At 70.3% G+C, this 18,142-nt stretch carries 25 protein-coding genes; 9 read left to right on the plus strand and 16 right to left on the minus strand.

The window, feature by feature from the left end:
• Window positions 1–24: 24 nt before the first annotated feature.
• On the minus strand, window positions 25–1,539 hold the full coding sequence (locus tag AB0H43_RS25045; RefSeq protein WP_360002891.1) for an alpha/beta fold hydrolase: 1,515 nt from the start codon (window positions 1,537–1,539) through the stop codon (window positions 25–27).
• A gap of 73 nt (window positions 1,540–1,612) precedes the next feature.
• On the opposite strand from AB0H43_RS25045, the gene AB0H43_RS25050 reads away from it, so the two are divergent.
• The gene (locus tag AB0H43_RS25050; protein ID WP_360002892.1) at window positions 1,613–1,933 is read left to right on the plus strand and encodes a helix-turn-helix transcriptional regulator; all 321 of its coding nucleotides are present in this window, start codon (window positions 1,613–1,615) and stop codon (window positions 1,931–1,933) included.
• A gap of 136 nt (window positions 1,934–2,069) precedes the next feature.
• On the opposite strand, the gene AB0H43_RS25055 is transcribed toward AB0H43_RS25050, so the two are convergent.
• The 4 genes from AB0H43_RS25055 to AB0H43_RS25070 form a co-directional block, all read right to left on the minus strand.
• Entirely contained in the window at window positions 2,070–2,717 is a 648-nt protein-coding gene (locus AB0H43_RS25055; RefSeq protein WP_360002894.1) for a permease prefix domain 1-containing protein, read from the minus strand.
• A 121-nt stretch (window positions 2,718–2,838) separates the two neighbouring features.
• Complete coding sequence (locus tag AB0H43_RS25060; RefSeq protein WP_360002896.1) at window positions 2,839–3,459, minus strand: L-threonylcarbamoyladenylate synthase; 621 nt, start codon at window positions 3,457–3,459, stop codon at window positions 2,839–2,841.
• Window positions 3,460–3,468: 9 nt separating this feature from the next.
• Window positions 3,469–4,065 carry a helix-turn-helix domain-containing protein gene (locus tag AB0H43_RS25065; RefSeq protein ID WP_360002898.1) on the minus strand — a complete coding sequence of 199 codons (597 nt, stop codon included), beginning with the start codon at window positions 4,063–4,065 and terminating at the stop codon, window positions 3,469–3,471.
• 34 nt (window positions 4,066–4,099) lie between these two features.
• Entirely contained in the window at window positions 4,100–5,050 is a 951-nt protein-coding gene (locus tag AB0H43_RS25070) for an ATP-dependent DNA ligase (RefSeq protein WP_360002900.1), read from the minus strand.
• A 49-nt stretch (window positions 5,051–5,099) separates the two neighbouring features.
• Between AB0H43_RS25070 and AB0H43_RS25075 the strand changes: the two genes are divergently transcribed.
• Window positions 5,100–6,035, plus strand: coding sequence for a site-2 protease family protein (locus tag AB0H43_RS25075; RefSeq protein ID WP_360002902.1), 936 nt, complete (start codon window positions 5,100–5,102; stop codon window positions 6,033–6,035).
• 117 nt (window positions 6,036–6,152) lie between these two features.
• Here AB0H43_RS25075 and AB0H43_RS25080 read toward each other — a convergent pair whose 3' ends face one another.
• Window positions 6,153–6,605 (minus strand): MerR family transcriptional regulator, encoded by a 453-nt coding sequence (locus AB0H43_RS25080; RefSeq protein WP_360002904.1) that lies wholly within the window; start codon window positions 6,603–6,605, stop codon window positions 6,153–6,155.
• A gap of 70 nt (window positions 6,606–6,675) precedes the next feature.
• Here AB0H43_RS25080 and AB0H43_RS25085 point away from each other — a divergent pair, with 70 nt between their 5' ends.
• Window positions 6,676–7,506 (plus strand): oxidoreductase, encoded by an 831-nt coding sequence (locus tag AB0H43_RS25085; RefSeq protein WP_360002906.1) that lies wholly within the window; start codon window positions 6,676–6,678, stop codon window positions 7,504–7,506.
• Window positions 7,507–7,524: 18 nt separating this feature from the next.
• On the opposite strand, the gene AB0H43_RS25090 is transcribed toward AB0H43_RS25085, so the two are convergent.
• Together AB0H43_RS25090 and AB0H43_RS25095 are read right to left on the minus strand one after the other, a co-directional pair.
• Complete coding sequence (locus tag AB0H43_RS25090) at window positions 7,525–7,710, minus strand: hypothetical protein (RefSeq protein ID WP_360002908.1); 186 nt, start codon at window positions 7,708–7,710, stop codon at window positions 7,525–7,527.
• Window positions 7,711–7,738: 28 nt separating this feature from the next.
• Complete coding sequence (locus tag AB0H43_RS25095; RefSeq protein WP_360002910.1) at window positions 7,739–8,122, minus strand: MmcQ/YjbR family DNA-binding protein; 384 nt, start codon at window positions 8,120–8,122, stop codon at window positions 7,739–7,741.
• A gap of 48 nt (window positions 8,123–8,170) precedes the next feature.
• Here AB0H43_RS25095 and AB0H43_RS25100 point away from each other — a divergent pair, with 48 nt between their 5' ends.
• The gene (locus AB0H43_RS25100; protein ID WP_360002912.1) at window positions 8,171–8,668 is read left to right on the plus strand and encodes a GNAT family N-acetyltransferase; all 498 of its coding nucleotides are present in this window, start codon (window positions 8,171–8,173) and stop codon (window positions 8,666–8,668) included.
• Between the two features lie 111 nt (window positions 8,669–8,779).
• On the opposite strand, the gene AB0H43_RS25105 is transcribed toward AB0H43_RS25100, so the two are convergent.
• Window positions 8,780–10,390, minus strand: a complete 1,611-nt coding sequence (locus tag AB0H43_RS25105) for a DNA polymerase ligase N-terminal domain-containing protein (RefSeq protein WP_360002914.1) — start codon at window positions 10,388–10,390, stop codon at window positions 8,780–8,782.
• A gap of 75 nt (window positions 10,391–10,465) precedes the next feature.
• Between AB0H43_RS25105 and AB0H43_RS25110 the strand changes: the two genes are divergently transcribed.
• The gene (locus tag AB0H43_RS25110) at window positions 10,466–10,966 is read left to right on the plus strand and encodes an N-acetyltransferase family protein (RefSeq protein WP_360002915.1); all 501 of its coding nucleotides are present in this window, start codon (window positions 10,466–10,468) and stop codon (window positions 10,964–10,966) included.
• On the opposite strand, the gene AB0H43_RS25115 is transcribed toward AB0H43_RS25110, so the two are convergent.
• Window positions 10,963–11,667: a class I SAM-dependent methyltransferase gene (locus AB0H43_RS25115; RefSeq protein ID WP_360002917.1), complete on the minus strand. Its 705-nt coding sequence runs from the start codon at window positions 11,665–11,667 to the stop codon at window positions 10,963–10,965. The two genes, AB0H43_RS25110 and AB0H43_RS25115, sit on opposite strands and share 4 nt — an antisense overlap.
• Window positions 11,668–11,760: 93 nt before the next feature.
• On the opposite strand from AB0H43_RS25115, the gene AB0H43_RS25120 reads away from it, so the two are divergent.
• Window positions 11,761–11,955 (plus strand): hypothetical protein, encoded by a 195-nt coding sequence (locus tag AB0H43_RS25120; protein WP_253761255.1) that lies wholly within the window; start codon window positions 11,761–11,763, stop codon window positions 11,953–11,955.
• Window positions 11,956–12,027: 72 nt separating this feature from the next.
• Here AB0H43_RS25120 and AB0H43_RS25125 read toward each other — a convergent pair whose 3' ends face one another.
• Window positions 12,028–12,885, minus strand: a complete 858-nt coding sequence (locus tag AB0H43_RS25125) for a hypothetical protein (protein WP_360002919.1) — start codon at window positions 12,883–12,885, stop codon at window positions 12,028–12,030.
• A gap of 64 nt (window positions 12,886–12,949) precedes the next feature.
• Between AB0H43_RS25125 and AB0H43_RS25130 the strand changes: the two genes are divergently transcribed.
• Window positions 12,950–13,909 carry a WYL domain-containing protein gene (locus tag AB0H43_RS25130; RefSeq protein WP_360002921.1) on the plus strand — a complete coding sequence of 320 codons (960 nt, stop codon included), beginning with the start codon at window positions 12,950–12,952 and terminating at the stop codon, window positions 13,907–13,909.
• Here AB0H43_RS25130 and AB0H43_RS25135 read toward each other — a convergent pair.
• The 3 genes from AB0H43_RS25135 to AB0H43_RS25145 are packed head-to-tail and all read right to left on the minus strand — an operon-like array spanning window position 13,891 to window position 15,119.
• Complete coding sequence (locus AB0H43_RS25135) at window positions 13,891–14,322, minus strand: hypothetical protein (RefSeq protein WP_360002923.1); 432 nt, start codon at window positions 14,320–14,322, stop codon at window positions 13,891–13,893. The two genes, AB0H43_RS25130 and AB0H43_RS25135, sit on opposite strands and share 19 nt — an antisense overlap.
• Before the next feature lie 49 nt (window positions 14,323–14,371).
• Window positions 14,372–14,839 (minus strand): GNAT family N-acetyltransferase, encoded by a 468-nt coding sequence (locus AB0H43_RS25140; RefSeq protein ID WP_360002925.1) that lies wholly within the window; start codon window positions 14,837–14,839, stop codon window positions 14,372–14,374.
• Window positions 14,829–15,119 carry a DUF1905 domain-containing protein gene (locus tag AB0H43_RS25145; RefSeq protein WP_360002927.1) on the minus strand — a complete coding sequence of 97 codons (291 nt, stop codon included), beginning with the start codon at window positions 15,117–15,119 and terminating at the stop codon, window positions 14,829–14,831. The genes AB0H43_RS25140 and AB0H43_RS25145 overlap by 11 nt, the downstream gene beginning before the upstream one ends.
• Before the next feature lie 62 nt (window positions 15,120–15,181).
• Between AB0H43_RS25145 and AB0H43_RS25150 the strand changes: the two genes are divergently transcribed.
• Window positions 15,182–15,748 (plus strand): DUF664 domain-containing protein, encoded by a 567-nt coding sequence (locus AB0H43_RS25150; RefSeq protein WP_360002929.1) that lies wholly within the window; start codon window positions 15,182–15,184, stop codon window positions 15,746–15,748.
• Here AB0H43_RS25150 and AB0H43_RS25155 read toward each other — a convergent pair.
• The gene (locus tag AB0H43_RS25155; RefSeq protein ID WP_360002931.1) at window positions 15,745–16,191 is read right to left on the minus strand and encodes a DUF3291 domain-containing protein; all 447 of its coding nucleotides are present in this window, start codon (window positions 16,189–16,191) and stop codon (window positions 15,745–15,747) included. The two genes, AB0H43_RS25150 and AB0H43_RS25155, sit on opposite strands and share 4 nt — an antisense overlap.
• A gap of 32 nt (window positions 16,192–16,223) precedes the next feature.
• Window positions 16,224–16,847, minus strand: a complete 624-nt coding sequence (locus tag AB0H43_RS25160; protein WP_360002933.1) for a transcriptional regulator — start codon at window positions 16,845–16,847, stop codon at window positions 16,224–16,226.
• Window positions 16,848–17,014: 167 nt separating this feature from the next.
• On the opposite strand from AB0H43_RS25160, the gene AB0H43_RS25165 reads away from it, so the two are divergent.
• Window positions 17,015–18,130, plus strand: a complete 1,116-nt coding sequence (locus AB0H43_RS25165) for a lytic polysaccharide monooxygenase (RefSeq protein ID WP_360002935.1) — start codon at window positions 17,015–17,017, stop codon at window positions 18,128–18,130.
• Window positions 18,131–18,142: the final 12 nt, after the last annotated feature.

Raw genomic sequence — 18,142 nt, forward strand, 5'->3', positions numbered from 1 at the left:
CGACAGCGTGATCGACTACGCCGGTCAGGTGCCGTCGGCGCAGGCGGCGACGCCCGGCGTCGCAGTCGTGAGGAATGCCAGCTCGGCGTCGCGTACGCAGGGCGAGTTGAAGTACGCGATGTGCGCGTCGCCTTCGTAGGTCACCGTCGTGCTGCCCTCGATCTGGTTCGCGACCGGCGTCGCGAGGTCATAGGGGGCGAGCGGGTTGTGCCGCGTGAGCACCAGCAACGTCGGCGGTGCATCGTGGACGACCACCGGCCGCCGGGGCGCCACGGAGGTAACCGGCCAGCCTTGGCAGCCGCTCACGTAGTCCCACGAATCGGAGACGCCACCGGTGTGCGGGGCGAGCTGCGCGAGTTCGCGGCGCAGCGCCTGGAACTCGGCGTACGTGGTGATGTCGCGCGGGAAGTCGACACAGCCACCGGCGCGGTAGGGGTGGTAGTACGCGGGCGCGAGCGTCGTCGCGTACGCCCCGGCCCAGCCGGTCGTGTCCCCGGTACGCAGATTCGCGAGGGCGTACGCGAGATCGATCCAGCCGCCGTAGCCGGCCGGGATCGTGCCGTTCTCCAGCACGTACATCACGATGTAGCCGATCTCCTCACCGGTGATCGCGTGATCGAGCCCGTCGACCGGCAGCGGTACCCGATTCGCCCGCTCGACGATCTCGTCGTAGATCGCGGGGATGTCCTGCCCGTGCAGGGCACAGCTCGGATCGCGGCCACACCAGGCGACGAAGCGGCCGAACGCCTCCTCCGTCTCGTGTACCTGGGTGCGTACGTAGGTCGCGGTGGGCACGGTGTGGTCCAGTGGGCCGTCGAGCACCAGCGCCCGGATCCGATCCGGGAAGAGCTGCGCATAGGTTTGCGCGAGGAGGCTCGCGTACGTCCAGGCGAACCAGGTCAGCTGGGACTCCCCCAGCGCCGCCCGTAGCGCCTCGGCGTCCCGGGCCTGCGTCTCCGCGTCCAGGTGCCGGATCAGGTCCTGGTCGCAGCTCGCGGCCGCGGCCCGATTGTGCTTGAGCAGCTTGACGTAGCCCGCGAGGTCGGCCGGGAAACGGCTGACCGCGGGGTCGTTGAAGGGCCGGGCGCAGTCCAGCGAGGCACTGTGGACGGTCGCGTCGGCCGAACCGTAGGTGAGATCGACTCCGCCGCCGCGCGGGTCGATCCCGACGATGTCGAACCGGTCGACCAGCTCCGGCAGCAGCCCGAGCCCGCCGTGCCACGGGGTGGCCACCTGGTTGACGACCGAGACTCCGGCGCCCGGCACGAAGAGCAGGGTGCCGATCTTGTGAGCCGGGTCGGCGGCGGGATGCCGGGCCACGGCCAGGTTGATCTTCCGGCCGGTCGGCCGCGACCAATCCAGTGGTACGCGCAACCACGCGCACTGGGCGGTCTGGTCGGTCGCCGGGCCACAGGTTGTCCAGCTCAGGCTGGACTCCCGGGACGCCGCCGGAGCGGCTCCGGCCGTTGTCACCGTTGTGGCCGTCGTGGCCGTTGTGGCCAGCAGTGCTGCGGCGAGTGCGATGCGGAGGGGGTGCATGAGGCGTCTCCTTATGTAGGCGGTCTACATGTAGACGGTATGACCATACACCCTACGCATGTAGACTGTCTGCGTGCGTCAGGACCTCTTCCGCGGCCATCTGGAGACGTTGCTGCTGGCCGTCCTCGAAGACGGCCCGCGCCACGGGTACGCCATCAGTCAGGAACTCGCATCACGGAGCGGCGGCGTCCTGAACTATCCGACCGGCTCCCTCTATCCGGCACTGCGCCGATTGGAGACCGCCGGACTGATTCAGGGCGCGTGGGCCGGGGACTCCGGACGGCAGCGGCGCACCTACGAACTGACCGCGGCGGGGCGGCGTACGCTCACCGCCGACAAACAGGACTGGCAGCAGTTCACCACCGCAGTGGAGTCGGTCCTCCGCCTCGCCTGAGCCGCTGGACGCGTTGAGCGCCAGATCAGGGATCTCGGTCGAATCTTGGTCCAAGATTCGACCGAGATCCCTGATCCAGCGCGGACGTAGGCGAGCCCGCCGGGCCAGGGCGGGCGCGCGGGGAAGGTGAGTGGGGTTAGGCCGCGAGGCGGGCGGCGTACCAGGTGCGCCAGGCCGACACGAGGACGGCGGCGAACGGGGCGATCCAGAGCAGCTCGCCCGCGGCGGAGCCCGTCGGCGCGAAGAGGGTGAGCAGCGTACCTGCGGCGACGGCGCCGAGGACGGTCAGCGTGGACAACGCCGCGGTGGCGCGTACGAGGGTGAGTCGCAGACCGAGACGACGCGTTCCCCAGCCCATCGCGGCGACCGCGGCGATCGCGGCCGCCAGGGCGGCCTGGACGAAGAGGTCGGTGCAGCGCGCGAATCCGAGGTACAGCGCGCTCGGCTCGGCCGAACCCCAGTCGGCCTGCCAGTCCGTCATCCGGCCGATCAACTCGGAAAGTCCATAGTGGATGCCGAGCACGGCGAGCAACAGCCACGCCGTACGCCGACCCCGGGCCGCCGCCAGCACCTCCTGGAACTCCCGGGCCAGCGGCCGAACCGGGCCGAAGTCGGCCACCGCACGGCGCTCCGCCTCCAGCGGGGTCAGACCCGCGTCCCGATACGCGTCCGCCGCGTCGGTCAGCGCCTCGCGTACCTCGGTCAGCATGCCGTCCCGGAGTCGGCCGGGACCGCGCAGCCGCCCGGCGAGCGCCCAGACGTAGTCGTCGACAGCACCGGCCACGTCCCCCAGTCTCGCGCCGCGGCCGCTGTGACGCCATCGGGGAGAACCCTCAGCAGCCGGTCTCGACGCCGCGAGCGGCGACGAAGGCCGTCGCGGCGCTGCCGTCCTGGAGTCGAAGCGGCTATTCGAAGCGGGCCGGGTCCCCGGCGCCGTAGCGGAGGATCTCCGGCTCGTCGCCGGACAGGTCCACCACTGTGGTCGGCTCCGTCCCGCATTCGCCGGAGTCGATGATCGCGTCGATCTGGTGGTCGAGCTGATCCTTGATCTCCCAGCCCTGCGTCATCGGCTCCTCCTCCCCCGGCAGCAGCAGCGTGCTGGACAGGATCGGCTCCCCCAACTCGTCCAGCAGCGCCTGGGCGACCCGATGGTCCGGGATGCGTACGCCGACGGTCTGCTTCTTCGGGTGCATGAGCCGCCGCGGCACTTCCTTGGTGGCCGGGAGGATGAACGTGTAGCTGCCCGGCGTAGCCGCCTTGACCAGGCGGAACACCGAGTTGCTGATCTTCACGAACTGGCCGAGCTGGGCGAAGTCCCGGCAGACGAGGGTGAAGTGGTGGCGGTCGTCGAGCCGCCGGATCTCCTTGATCCGCTCCAGGCCGGGGCGATTGCCGAGCTGGATGCCCAGGGCATAGCAGGAGTCGGTCGGGTACGCGATGAGCGCGTCCTCCTTCAGCAGGTCCACGACCTGCCGGATGGCCCGGGGCTGAGGGTTGTCCGGGTGAACGTCGAAGTACTTCGCCACACCCGAAGCTTACGAGCGGAGGAAGAGGGAGCGGGCGAGTCTGGCCACTCCTTCGCGGACGCGGTCTTCCCCGATCTCGGCCAGCAGCGCTGAGACGTGGACCGCCGACAGCGACGCGAGCAGGGCGTGCGCCGCGAAGTCGGGGTCCGGCGTGCCGTCGAGCAGGATCCGGGCGTGCAACTGCCAGAAGCGGTACGCCCCGACGCGGTACCGTGCGCCGGGCGAGGCGGCCTCCGACATCCGCACGACGTCAAGGTTGGCCAGCAGAAAGTCCAGGTACGCCCCGGCGAAAGCGACGAGCCGAGGGCCTGGAGCGGCACCGGGACCGAGTGGCGGCGGTCCGGACAGGATGCGCTCCTGCAGGTCCCGTTCGGCCTCGTCCAGCACCGCCATGGCCAGGCCGGACTTGTCGCCGAACCGGCGGAACAGGGTGCCCTTGCCGACGCCGGCCTTCGCGGCGACCTCGTCCATGGTCACCGACTCCGCGCCACGCTCGCGGAACAGGATCGCGGCCGCGTCGAGCACCGCTCGGCGATTGCGCGCGGCGTCGGCCCGTTCGGCCCGGGCGGGCGTCCGCACCGCGAGAAGGTCCGCCTCCTGAGGCATAACCGGACTGTAGTCCATCAACGTCGGAGACGGCTCAGGATGCCGCGCGTTTGGCCCGGGCGCGCCGCTTCCCCTCATGCATCGCCTGCACACGGGCGATGGGGATGGTGTGCCCCTCCTCCACGAGACCCGGATCCAACCGCTGCGGCGGCGGCATCAGCTCGGCCCACGGATCGGCGTCGGCCAGCAGCGGAATCGCCGTGCGTACCGTGAAGTCCGCCGGGGTCACCCGGTCGAGATCGGCCCAGGGCACCGGGAACGAGACCGGCGTACCAGGGCGAAGTCGCGGACTGTAAGCGGCGACCACAGTGGCCCCGCCCGCGCGCGTCGAGTCGAGGAAGACCTTGCCCGCGCGGTCCTCGCGGATGAACGCGGTCGTGGCCACCTCGGGGTCGAGCCGCTCCGCGCGGGCCGCGACCGCCCGGGTGGCCGCCGCGACGTCCTCCGCGCCGGTCTCGCCGTCGAGCGGCACGAACACGTGAACGCCCTTGGCACCGCTGGTCTTGACCGCGCCGGCCATCCCGGCCTGCGCGAGCACCTCGCGGACCAGGTGCGCGGCGGTCACCGCCCGCGCGAAGCCACCGCCCTCCGGCGGATCCAGGTCCAGGATCAAATGCGTCGGGTACGCCCAGCGCTCCGCCACGACGAGCGTCGGGTGATATTCGATCGCCCGTTGATTGGCGAACCACAACAGCGTCTGACGATCGTTGCAGAGCGCGTAGGAGACCTCGCGATGCGACGACTCCGCCCACAGCGACACCGTCTTCACCCAGTCCGGCGTGTACTTGGGAACGTTCTTCTGCATGAACGGATTCTGGCCACGCAGCACCCGGATCACCGACAGCGGACGATCCCGCAGCACCGGCAGGATTCGCTCCCGCACGGCGTCCAGGTAGTCCACGAGGTCGCGCTTGGTGGCCTCCGCGCCCTCGAACAGCGACTGGTCCAGGTTGGTCAGCGCGACGCCGGCCCGCTCCTCGCCCATGTCCCGAGGGTAACCAGAACCCCCGACGTTTGGGGTAGCCTCACGCCTCGTGACCGACGCTGGGGAGGATTACCTCGACCCGCTGGACGACCCGCTGCAGCGGCTCGCCGCCGAGGGCGGCTGGGACGAACGCGCCCGGGCCATCGAGGCCGACGTGGCCCGGCAGCGCCGGCGTGCGTCGCGCCGCATGCCCCGCGCGCCTCGCGTACGCCGTCGCCAGGCCGGCGTCTCGTGGCTGTTCGTGCTGCTCGTGGCGTTGTCCGCGGCGAGCGGCTGGGGGATGTGGTCGGGCGTCGTGCCGGATCAGGCCGCCGTCTTCGTCTTCATCCTGACCGGCTGGCTCGTCACGCTCTGCCTCCACGAGTACGCCCACGCCCTGGTCGCGCACCGCGGCGGCGACGACACCATCGAGGCGAAGGGCTACCTACGCCTGAACCCGCTGACGTACGGCCACCCGGTGCTCACCTTCCTGCTGCCGTTGTTCGCGCTGCTCACCGGTGGTCTACCGCTCCCGGGCGGGGCGGTGCTGGTGGAATCCGAACGGTTGCGCAGCCGCCATCGGGACGCCCTGGTCTCGATGGCGGGACCGGCGGTGAACGTCGTCGCCGCGGGTCTGCTCCTCACGACGGTCGCGCTGCTCGGCCCGGCCGGGATCTACGACCTCGGCGAACCGCATGCCGTCTTCTGGGCCGGGTTGACCCTGCTGGCGTACCTGCAGGTGGCGAGCGCGGCGCTGAATCTGCTGCCGATCCCCGGCCTCGACGGCTACGGGATGATCGAGCATTACCTGCCTTCCCGGATCCAGGCGGTGGGCCGGAAGATCCGCCCGTTCGGGCTGCTCGTGGTGTTCCTGCTGCTCTACCTGCCGCCGGTTCGCCAAGGCTTCGGCGACCTGACGATCTGGATCACCGAGTCGTCCGGTACGCCGGTCAACGGGATCTACTACGGCTACCAGCTCTTCCAGTTCTGGCGCGGCTGGTTCTAGCCCGCTCCCCGCACCCCGCTCCCCGCGTGATCATTGCGCCAGCCACGATGTTTCAGGCGGCGATTCGCCCGATTCACCAACGCAGGATGCGCAATGATCATGCGGTTGCCGGTGGCGTCACGCGGCAGCGCGATGGCACGTGGCGTCGGTGTCGGTGAGCCCGACCGGCTCGGCGTGGGACGGATTCCAGAGTTCGTTCGCCTCACCTCGGTCGAGGGCGCCCTCGTAGATCTCGACCTTGTACCGGATCACCGACAGACACTCGGTCAGCTCCTGAATCTGGGCCAGCACGTGCTGCTCGTGCGCCCGGAGCAGGCCGAGGCGTTCCTTCTCGTTGCCGGCGCCCTGCCGGGCCAGCTCGACGTACTGCCGGATCGCCGCGAGCGACATCCCGGACGAGCGCAGCTTGGTGCATACCGCCAGCCATTCCACGTCTTCCTCGTGGTAGACGCGGCGGCCGGTGGCGGTACGGCGTACGGGGTTGGCGAACAACCCCTCCTTCTCATAGAACCGCAACGCGTGCACGCTGAGCCCGCTGCGCTCGGCGACCTCGCCGATGGTCAGATCCATAGCGACCCCTGTCACACCGGTGGCGTTTCGTGCTTGATCTAGAGCCGACTCTAGCTTCTACCTTCGGGGCATGAGCAAAGTCTTCTTCGTCACCGGTGCCTCCCGTGGGCTGGGCGCCGAGATCGTCCGGGCCGCCCTCGAGCGTGGTCACCAGGTCGCCGCGACCGCTCGCGACGCCGCCGCCGTCAGCAAGGCCTACCCCGACGAGCCGGCGAATCTGCTCGCGCTGACCGCCGACGTCACCGACCCCGCACAGCTGCGGGCCGCCGTCGAGGCGACGGTCGACCGGTTCGGCCGCATCGACGTGGTGGTCAACAACGCCGGATACGGGCTGGTCGGCGCGGTCGAGGAGGTCTCCGACGCGGCGGCCCGCGACCTGTTCGAGGTGAACGTGTTCGGCGTGATCAACACCCTCAAGGCCACCCTGCCAGTACTACGGGCGCAGCGCTCCGGGCACGTGCTCAACCTCAGCTCGGTCGGCGGCTTCGCCACCGCACCCGGCGTCGGGCTCTACGGCGCGACCAAGTTCGCCGTCGAGGCCCTCTCCGAAGCGCTGCACGGCGAGCTGGCCCCGCTCGGCGTACGCGTGACGATCGTGGAACCGGGCGGCTTCCGCACCGACTTCCTGAACCCCGCGAGCCTGCGGACCGAGCCCGCCACGATCCCCGACTACGAGGCGGGCGCGGGACCGGTCCGGCAGAGCATGGGCACGAACGACGGCAAGCAGGCCGGCGATCCGGTGAAGGCGGCCCACGCCGTCATCGACGTGACCGAGGTCCCCGAGCCGCCGCTGCGCCTCCAGCTCGGCCGGGACGCGATCGCCCGGATCGAGGCGAAGCTCGACCTGGTCCGGCGCGAGCTGGAGCAGTGGAAGCACGTCGCGTTGTCGACCGACCTGTGAGCCGGCCGCACCTCGGCCTCAGTGCGTCAGCTGTACCCGTACCTGGTGGGCGGCGGTGTCGGTGAGGGCCGTCTCGGTCGGCACATCTCGCTTCGCCGCGATGACGGCCGGCTCGCCGTCGCGACGGATCAGTTCCTGCACGTACGCCTGAACGTCCTCAGTGGTGACGTCGAGGTCATGGGCGAGGGTGGCGATGGTTTCCATGCGCCACCCTTTCCCACCTCTTGCCCGGCTAATCCGCGAGGAGGGGTGGCCCGTCGACGAGGGCGGCGAGCCGCTTCGGCGCCATGATGCGGTAGCTCTCGGTGAGCAGCTCGGCGACCTCGACCCAGTCGACCTCCGCGGTGAAGATCATGCCGACGACGTTGTCGCCCCAGTCCGCCCGGTAGAACGTTAGTCCACTCTGGACCAGCGCGACGATCTCCTCGCCCGGTGCCCGGAACGTCATGACGCAGTGGTCTTCGGCGTCACGGATGTAGACATGGGCGACGGTCCGCTGCCGAATACGCCACCGGACGCCGATCCAGGCCGGTTCCTCGTAGGTCTCCGGCAGCTGCCGGCAGATCGCCCGCAGCCGGACGAGGATCTCCTCGGGGACGTCACCAGGCGCGCTCACGAGGCCGAAGCTACCGGCCACCCCCGACATTCCTGTTATCGTCGATCGATGCCGGCGTACGCGATCCGACCCGCCCGAGCCGAGGACGCCACCACGGTGGCGGAGATCTGGACCAAGGGCTGGGCCGACGGCCACCTCGGCAACGTCCCCGACGAACTCGTCTCCGTACGCACCGCGGAAGCGTTCCACCAGCGGGCCGGCGAACGGGTGGCGGAGACGACCGTGGCGGTGAGCGAGTCCGGCGAGGTCGCCGGGTTCGTGATGGTCGTCGGCGACGAGGTCGAACAGGTCTACGTGGCCGCCGCTCATCGTGGCGGCGGGGTCGCCGCGAGCCTGCTGGCCGAGGCCGAACGCCAAGTCGCTGTCGGCGGCCACGACCGGGCCTGGCTGGCCGTGGTCGACGGCAATCACCGGGCGCGCCGGTTCTACGAACGGTGTGGCTGGGTCGACGACGGCATGTTCACCTACCAGGCCGAGGTCGAGGGCGGGACGCTGTCGGTCCCCTGCCACCGCTACAGCAAGATCGTCGCTGGATCAGGGATCTAGGTCGAATCTTGGGCCAAGATTCGACCTAGATCCCTGATCCAGCGCCAAAACGCCGGCGCCGAAACGCCAGCGCCAAAACGCCGGCGCCGAAACGCCGGCGCACGCGGATCGTCAGCGGAACTTCGGCAGCTTCTGCGTGAAGTCGAGTACGCCCGCGAACAGGTCACCCTTCTCCGCCAGCCGCTTCGGCAGCGTACGGATGGTGAACTTGTCCGGCCGCAGTTTCTTGTCGTCCAGCTCGTCCCAGTCGATCGGGGTCGACACCGGCGCTCCCGCCGCCGGGCGCGGGCTGTAGGGAGCCACCAGCGTCTTGTTGATCGCGTTCTGCGTGTAGTCCAGACGCGCCAGCCCGCCCCGCTCGTCTTTCTGCCATTTGAAGCTGACCAGGTCGGGCACGAGCGCGCCGACGGTCTTCGAGAGCCGCTCCACCCAGGCCCGGGTGTCGTCGAAGGTGGGGCCGGGCCGGATGGGCACCCAGATCTGGATGCCCCGGCGACCGCTCAGTTTCGGGCGGGCCGACACGCCGAGGTGTTCCAGGGCGTCCCGGTGCAGCTTGGCCAGCATCACCAGATCCGCCCACTTCGTCTTCTCGCCCGGGTCGAGGTCGATCAGGGCGTACGTGGGCCGGTCGGGCCGGTCGACATGCGAGGTCCAGGCGTGCCATTCGAGCCCGCCGAAGTTGGCGGCCCAGATCAGCGCGGCCGGCTCGTCCACCACCAGGTAGGTTGTCGTCTCGCCGGGATCGGCGTCGGGGTTGTCCCACCGGGGCAGCCATTCCGGCGCGTGGTCGGGCAGTTGCTTGTGCCAGAAGCCCTTGCTGTCCGCGCCGTTGGGATAACGGTGCAGGTTCATCGCCCGCCGGGTCAGGTAGGGCATGGCGATCGGCGCGATCTCGGCGGTGTAGCGGAGCAGATCCCGCTTGGTCACCGGCTTCTGCCGCCCCAGCGGCGGGAACAGGACCTTGTCCAGGTTGGTGACCTTGAGCGTACGCCCGAAGACCTCCCACTGCCCTTCGGACTTCAGCGCGTCCAACGCCGCCAGTTCGTCCGGCGTCACCGGAGAAGCCTTCAGCGACACGGCGGCTCGAGCGGCCGGCTCACCGGATCGCCACAGCTTGTCCGGGTCGGCCTTCACCTGGTCGTTCGTTCGTCCGGAGCGGACGGACTTCGGATGGTCCTCGGGATCCCAGCCCTGGACCGCGTCGTCGTCCCGCTTCTTCAGGAGCAGCCACTGTTCCTTGCCGGACGCGTCGGTCTTCGTCCGCACCAGCACGAACAGGCCGTGCAGCTTCTCACCGTGGAGGTCGACGTGCAGCTCCCCGTCGGCGACGGCGCGCCCCGGGTCCTCCTCTTTCGCGGGCTCCCAGGTGCCTGCGTCCCAGACGATGACGTCGCCACCGCCGTACTCGCCGCGCGGGATGACGCCCTCGAAGTCGAAGTACTCCAAGGGGTGGTCCTCGACGTGGAAGGCGGCGCGGCGTACGCCCGGGTCCTGGGTGGGTCCCTTGGGGACGGCCCAGCTCACGCCGACTCCGTCGATCTCCAGCCGGAAGTCGTAATGCAGGTTGCGCGCCCGATGCCGCTGCACGACGAACCGCAGTCCGGTGCCCCGGGCTCCGTCTCGCGCCTCGCCCGACGGCTCCGGTGTACGCGCGAAGTCCCGCTTGCGCCGGTAGGGCGCAAGCTTCTCGCGCGGCGAGCGCCGCGTCGACGACGACGGCACGTCTCGACTCTACCCAGTGATCTAGGCGTCAAACGCGTTGACAGCGCGTCCATGTGAGCGGCAGGCTGCGGGAACATGGGTGACGCCACGATCCGGGCCATGACCGCGGCCGACGCCGACGACGTCTTGCGCATCTATCAGGCGGGGCTGGACACCGGCCAGGCGAGCTTCGAGCTCGACGCGCCCAGCTGGGAGAAGTTCGACGCCGGGCGGTTGCCCGAGCATCGGCTCGTGGCCGAGGTGGACGGCCGCGTGGCCGGCTGGGTCGCCGTCTCCCCCGTCTCCGCCCGCCCGGTCTACGCCGGGGTCGTGGAGCACTCGGTCTACGTCGATCCCGCCGTCCGCGGCAAAGGCGTCGGAGTCGCGCTGCTCACCGCGTTGTTCGAGTCCACCGAGGCGGCCGGGATCTGGACCATCCAGTCTGGCGTCTTCCCCGAGAACACCGCCAGCCTCCGGCTCCACGAACGCACCGGCTTCCGGGTGATCGGCACTCGCGAACGGGTCGGGCGGCACGGCGTACGGGGTTGGCGGGATGTGCTGCTCCTCGAACGGCGCAGCCGGGTGGCGGGCGTCTAGCGAGCCGACGCGATCACGATCTCCGGCTCGTCCTCACCGACCGGGTCGAGCCCGGCTGCCCGCAGTTCGGCGGCGAAGGCGACCGGCTGGGCCAGGTGCACCTCGAAGCTCTCGCGCGCCTCACGAACCACCTGATCACCGTGGGTCACCCGATAGGTGAACCGCCACGTCGCCCGGTCGGGTCCCGCGTCCGCGCAGGTCACCTGCCCGGTGTACAGATCGTCGCCCAGCCGCCGGGACGGCAGCTCCCAGGGCGGTTCCACTCGGTGCGGCGGCCGCTGCACCACCAGCCGCCCGCCGGGCACCAGCGCCGCGCGGATCGCCGCCAGGCCCTCGGCCCGCTCCTCCGGGTCCAGGCACGCCATGGTGTTCACGCACCACGCGAAGTCGGCCGCCGCGGTCAAGCCCACATCTTGTACGCCCACCGCGTGCACCCGGACCCGGTTCAGCAGCTGGGGGTTCCCGGCCAACCGGCTGAGCAGGACGGCGCGCATCGGCCCGCTGGGCTCGACGGCGTGGACGACGAGCCCGGTCCGCTCCGCCAGCAGCGCCGTGGCCAGCCCGGTCCCGGCCCCGACGTCGAGGACGCCGACCCGCGGAGTCCCCAGCCAGCGCCGGGTCAACCGCTCGGCGATCCGGCGGAAGTCGTCGGCCTGGAGCAGGTCGTAGAACTCGGCGGTGACGGCGTAGGAATGTCCCACCGTCCGATCATCCCAGCCCACCTCGCCCGGAGCAGCCCGAGCGGGGGGGAAAGTCGGGTGACGAGGGGGCGGGCATCGCCTACCGTGATCGCCATGACGATGCTGGTTCAAGTCGATCTGCGGTCGGACTCTCGCTACCTCACCTGCTGGGTCGAGCCGCGTGTCCGCGTCGGCGACCAGGTGACTCTGAAGTCTTCGGAGGAGCCCGCGCGCCGGTGGGACGTGCTGCGCGTCGGCCTGCCGCAGTCGTCGGGCGCGATCAAGCGAGGCTGGGACAACAACATCTGAGCAACTATCGAAGAAGCTTTACCGAAGCAGCGGCGCCGTCCCTCTGGGCGGCGCCGCTGCCCTTTCCGTCGATCAGAGCCGGCCGTACGCCCGGAGCACGCGCAGGGCGCGCAGGGTCTCGATGCCCCGCCATTCCAGAGTGGACGCCTGCCCCGGCGGCTCCCAGGTGATCGGCCAGCCGCCGTCGGGCTGCTGGTCGTGGGCGAGCCGGTCGAGATGGCCGTCGAGGGCGGCGTCGCTGAACAGCGGCCGCCACGGGCTGCCGGGTGTGGGCGCGAAATGCAGCGGGGTCAGGCCGTAGCCGGGGTCGGCGGGATCGGCACGGAACCACTGCAGTTTCGACAGCCATCCCTCGACCTGCGCGGCGAGCGCGTCGGCCCGCCGCCGATCGGGCACCGACGCGAGGAAGAGGAGCACCTCGCTCAGCGAGTGGGCGTCTTCGGTGAACCCGGATTCGAGCCGGCTGAAGGTCCAGTCGGTGGCCCGGTCGAGCCAGGGATGGCTGACCCCGAGATGGTGCAGCCGACCGGCGATCCCCGCGGTCGGGTTCAGCCCAGGTGCGTAGGTCCAGTCGGACCAGTGATCGGCGCGGGGATAGCGCTCGATGACGGGGAACGCGAGCGGCACCGCACCCTCTGCGGTGGCGACCGAGGCGAGCCAGTCGCAGGCCGGGGCGACCCAGTCGGGGATCGGCGCGTCGGCGACGACGAGGACGTCGAGTGCGCACTCGACGTCGATGGGCAGGCTGGCCGGGCAGCGCTTGTCGGGCTCGAACCCGTGGCCGAAGCCGCCGTCCGCGTTGCGGTACGCACCAGCGGCGGCGACCGCGCCGGCCGGGTCCTCGCCGTCGAACAGGACGGCGGCGAGACGGCGCTCGACCAGCCGCCCTTCCCGGTCGAGGAACGCCCGAGCGGAATCGACGAAAGTCATGTGCCCGAGTCTGGCAGCCCCCACCGACAGAACCGCCGCGGAACAGTCGGTGAAGATGGGAGCCATGCGCGCGTCCCGGATGATGACCCTGCTCCTGCATCTCCAGGTTCGTGGCCGGGCGACCGGCCCGGAGCTCGCCGAGGTGCTGGAGGTCAGCGAGCGTACGGTCCAGCGGGACGTCGAGGCGCTGGCCGCCGCCGGGGTCCCCGTACGCTCGGTCCGGGGTCCGGCCGGCGGCTACCGCCTGGACGGCGGCTACCGGACGAGGCTGACCGGGATGGGGCTCGACGAGGCGGGCGCGCTGGCCTTCCTCGGGCTCGCCGGGCCGGCCGAACAGCTGGGCCTGGGCGAGCTGCTCGAAGGCGCCCGGATCAAGGTGTGGGCGAGTCTGACCGGCGAGGCCCGGCAACGGGCGGGGCGTACGGCGGAACGGTTTCATCTCGATCCGGTCCGGTTCTACGGGACTCCAGAGCCGGTGCCGTGCCTGACTCAGCTCGCCGAGGCGGCGTGGCGCGATCACCGGGTACGCCTGGAGTACGTCCGCGACGGCAAGCCGTCGACCCGGGTCGTCGACCCGATGGGCCTGGTGCTGGCGGCCGGTGACTGGTATCTGCTGGCGCTACGCGACGGCGTACGCCGGACTTATCGGGTTTCGCGGGTCCGCGACGTGGAGATCCTGGCCGACGCCGCGTCCCGGCCGGTGGACTTCGACCTCGCGACGGCGTGGGCCGAGGCCCGAGCCGAGTTGGAGGACGAACGCGTCGAGGTGGAGGTGACGGTGCGGGCCGCGCCTCGGGCGCTGCCGCGCCTGCGGCGCATGATCCCCGTACGCGGCCAGCACAAGGTCCCGGTGGCGGCCACCGAGCCCGTCGAGGTGACGGTGCCCTTCGACGACGAGTGGTGGGCCGTCGAAGGGCTGCTCAGCTTCGGCTCGGCGGTCGAGGTGCTGAGCCCGGCGTCGGTCCGGGACCGGGTCGCCGCCGAGGTCAGGGCGGCCGCAGCCTACTACCGAGCCGCAGCCTGAGCGTCGAGGCGGGCCCGCAGCTCCTGGCTTCGGCGACGCAGCAGGGATCCGACTCCGGCGAGGAGCACTCCCAACCCGGCGGTCGCCATCGTGCCCAGCCGCCCCTCGTAGGCCTGCGCCTCGCCGCCGCTGACCCGGAGCTTCTGTGTCGTGCCGGTGCGGTCCGGCCGGCCGTCGAAGGACACGGTGGCCTTGTGCGTCACCCCGTCGGCGGTCCACGTCACGTCGCAGTGCTGCGTGTACGTCCGGCCGTTGCCGCTGCCGGTGGTCTGGAGCCGGCACCGCTCGACCTTCCCCTCGGCGGTGGCCCAATTCCAGCTGCGCATCACCTGGTACCCGCCCCAGACGACCAGGACTGCTGCGATGACATATAGCGCGAGGCCCATGCCTCGCCGTTTTCCGGCGAAATCCACGCGCGCATGATCACATGACGCGTCAAGTCATCGGATCAGCCGAACAGATCTACGCCAGCTCCCGGTAGTAGAAGTACATCGGCTCCGTCTCCCCTGGCTCGATGTGCCGGAAGCCGTGCGCCTCGTAGAACCGGCGGGCGTCGACGTCCACCCCGTCGACATTGACCTCCAGCGATTCCGCGCCCCGGCGCGCGGCCAGCTCGCACGCGGCCTCCAGCAACGCGTGGCCGAACCGCTGATTGCGCAGCCGCGGGCGTACGTAGAGCTCGTCGAGCAGGGCCGCCGGGCCGGCCGTCCAGACGCTGGGCCGGAAGGACAGCACGGCCAGTCCGGCGGCGGGCTCCCCGACGAGCAGCGTCACCAGGTCCTCCCCGGCGAGCAGCTCGGTCAGACGCTCGGTCAGCCAGGGCACCCCGGGGGTGTCGGTGTCGAATTCGCGGTTGAAGTCGTCCAGCAGCACCGCGACGGTGGCGGCGTCGGCGACCCGGGCACGGCGTACGGGAAGGTCAGTCGGCATCGAGCGTCAGCCTGATCGTCACGGTGTCCCCCAGTTCCAGCCGTTCGGCTCGGCGTACGTCGGCCCGCAGGGGCACGAGGTAGCGCCCGTTCTTGGGGAACAACGACGTCGTCCAGTCGGTCCGCCCCACGCGTACGCCGACCGGGATGACGCCCCAGCCGTAGGTGAGCCGGGCGGCGACCTCCTGGATCTCGTGGCACTCCGCCTCCGGCACGGTCACGAAGTGATGCGGGGCGGGACCACGCCAGTGGAAGATCTCGCCGGTGAACTCGAACTCCATCCGGCCACAATAAAAGACGTACCCGACAAAGGATGTCGGGAATACTCGCTAGCTTGGTCTTCATGACTGAGAAAACAGATCCGCCGTGGGAGCCGCCGCTGGCCGGAACGGAAGCCGAGCACCTGGTCGGCGCGCTGGACCGGATGCGGTGGACCTTCCGGTACAAGGCCGACGGCCTGGACTCCGCCGGCCTGACCGCCAAGATAGGCAAGTCTGAGCTGACCCTCGGCGGCCTGCTGAAGCACCTCGCCGCTCAGGAGGACTACACGTTCACCGTCAAGCTCACCGGCGAGCCGATCAGCGGGCCGTGGACCGCGTTGGGCTGGGACGGCAGCAACGATTGGGAGTTCTCGTCGGCCGCCGACGACGAACCAGAGGTGCTGTACGCGTACTGGGACGGCGCGGTGGAACGGTCCCGCGCCCGGCTGGCCGAGGCGCTGCGGACCGGGGGGCTCGACCAGCTCGCGCACACCGGCTGGCCGGACGGGCGCAAGGCCAGCCTCCGCCGGCTGCTGTGCGACCTGATCGAGGAGTACGGCCGCCACACCGGCCACGCCGACCTGCTCCGTGAGGCGGTCGACGGGCGTACCGGCGAAGACCCGCCACATGACTGGCGGCCTGTCTCCTAAACGGACACAGGCTCGTAGAACTCCTTGAAGGTAAAGGCTTCCGGCCCGGCTCCCCGGTCACGGAGAGCCGCGAGCCGGGCCATCCCCTCGGCCGCCGTCGGCCGGTGGCCCTCGGGGATCCACCACATCACGCTGTAGACCTCCATCGCCTTCGTGAACCACTCACGCCGCCGTTGCAGCACGCCCAGGTGCCGGGATCGGTAGACGTAGTTCCAGAGGTCGTCGCGCGTCCGCCACACCGACATGTTGATCAGCAGGTCGTCGCCGAAGTCGTGCCGGTAGGTCGCGGTCGGATCGGTCTCCGATTCCTTGAGCCGCCAGACGAATCCGGGCGCGGCGTCGGCCAGCGCGTTGATCGGCTCCAGCAGCGCCACGAACTCGGCCAGCTCGGGCGCGTCGACCGGGGCGACGAGGTGCCCGACGTTCAGTTGTGCCAGATGCATGGGAGAAGCATGGCCGACCGCATGCTTCTATGTCAACGAGATTTGTTTTTAGAAAACGAGACACAGCACTCGCCCGGCCTCGGGTCGAGTTCGGCGGTGACGTCGTCGCCCGCGATGCCTTGGCACAGCGCCAGATTCATCGAGCAGACCAGCAACGGCTGCTCCTCGGCGACCTGCTGAAACGGGCAGTTCCGAAGGCGTACGACCGCGTCTTGCTCGTAGGGCTCGTAGCCGCGGTCACGCAGCGTGGCCAGCCACCCGCCGGGCTTGTGAAGTTTCTCGCCGGCGCGAGCCGCCGCGGCGATCGCGCGGTCGTCGGCGTCCAGGCCGTGCACGACCTCCGCGAGCACCGACGCCAGCTCCTGGTAGTCACGCTCGGGCACCGCGACATATCGAGTCGTACGCCCACGGCGGTAGACCTTGGCCGGTCGTCCTGCGCCCGGGCCGGGCCGGATGCCGGTCAGCCGCGCGAAGCCGGTCTCCAGCAGCCCGACCTCGGCGAGTTTGTCGAGGTGGAAAGCGGCCAGGGTACGCGAGACGCCGACCCCTTCGGCGGCCTCGTTGCGCCCGACGTCGTGCCCGGCGGCCGCGACGAACTCGTAGAGCGCCCGGCGCACGGGATCGTGCAGGGCGGCCACCGCTTCCAGGTCTTTCACCCTCGTAGTGTGCCTCAGTCCGGCCGCCCCTTCCCAAAACGGGCGTGGGACGGTTGAATCGTTTCCCATAGATGAATACGCCCGGCGCAGCGGGCGCGGCCGACGTGGTCGCGACTCCCACTCGCCCAAGTGTCGCTCCGGGCACTCCACGGACAAGGAGTCATCGCATGACCGCCCTCACCTACCGGCGGTGGCTGTCCATCGCCTTATCCATGGCGATCGTCGCCGCCGTCGCAGTCGTGCTCCTGACCACCAACCTCGCCAAGGTCGCCGACGCCCACGGCACCACCGTCGACCCCGCCTCCCGCAACTACAGCTGCTGGTCTCGCTGGGGCTCCCGTTTCCAGGACCCGGTGATGGCCACCGAGGACCCGATGTGCTGGCAGGCCTGGCAGTACGACCCGAACGCCATGTGGAACTGGAACGGCCTGTTCCGCGAGGGCGTCGCGGGCAACCACCAGGCCGCCATCCCGGACGGCCAGCTCTGCAGCGCCGGGCATACCTCCAGCGGCCGCTACAACGCGATGGACACCGTCGGCGACTGGAAGGCGCAGTCGATCGCCAACACATTCAACGTCAAGCTCTACGACCAGGCCGGGCACGGCGCGGACTACGTCTACGTGTACGTGACCAAACAGGGCTTCAACCCGATGACGCAGGCCCTGAAATGGTCGGACCTCGAACTCGTCGGCCAGATCGGCAACCGGCCGGTCGGGCAGTGGACGACCGAGTCGGCCGGCGGCTGGTCGACCCTGATCGGCGCGAGCGCGCCGGGGCGTACAGGGCGGCACATGGTCTACACGATCTGGCAGGCCAGCCACCTGGACCAGTCCTACTACTTCTGCGCCGACGTGAACTTCGGCGGGTCGAACCCGTCGCCGTCCACATCGGCCTCCGCGTCGCCGTCGACCTCGCCGTCGACCTCGCCGTCCGCCTCCACGTCGCCGTCGGCCTCCACGTCGCCCACCTCGTCGAGCGGGACCAAGTCCTGCTCGACCGCGTACACGGTGGTCAACCAGTGGTCCGGCGGTTTCCAGGGACAGGTGGCGGTGACCGCGGGCGGCTCGGCCATCAGTAGCTGGAAAGTCACGATGACCTGGCCCAACGGCCAAGTCGTGACCAGCGCGTGGAACGGCACGGCGACCACCTCCGGCACGGTCACGACGGTGACGAACGCCGGCTGGAACGGCAGCCTGGCCGCCGGGGCGGGCACGACCTTCGGCTTCCTCGCGAACGCCGGCAGCACCAACGCACCACCCGTCCTCACCTGCTCTGCGACCTGATCCGTTGCCCGG

It is taken from the genome of Hamadaea sp. NPDC050747 (assembly GCF_040654195.1).
Lineage (GTDB): Bacteria > Actinomycetota > Actinomycetes > Mycobacteriales > Micromonosporaceae > Hamadaea.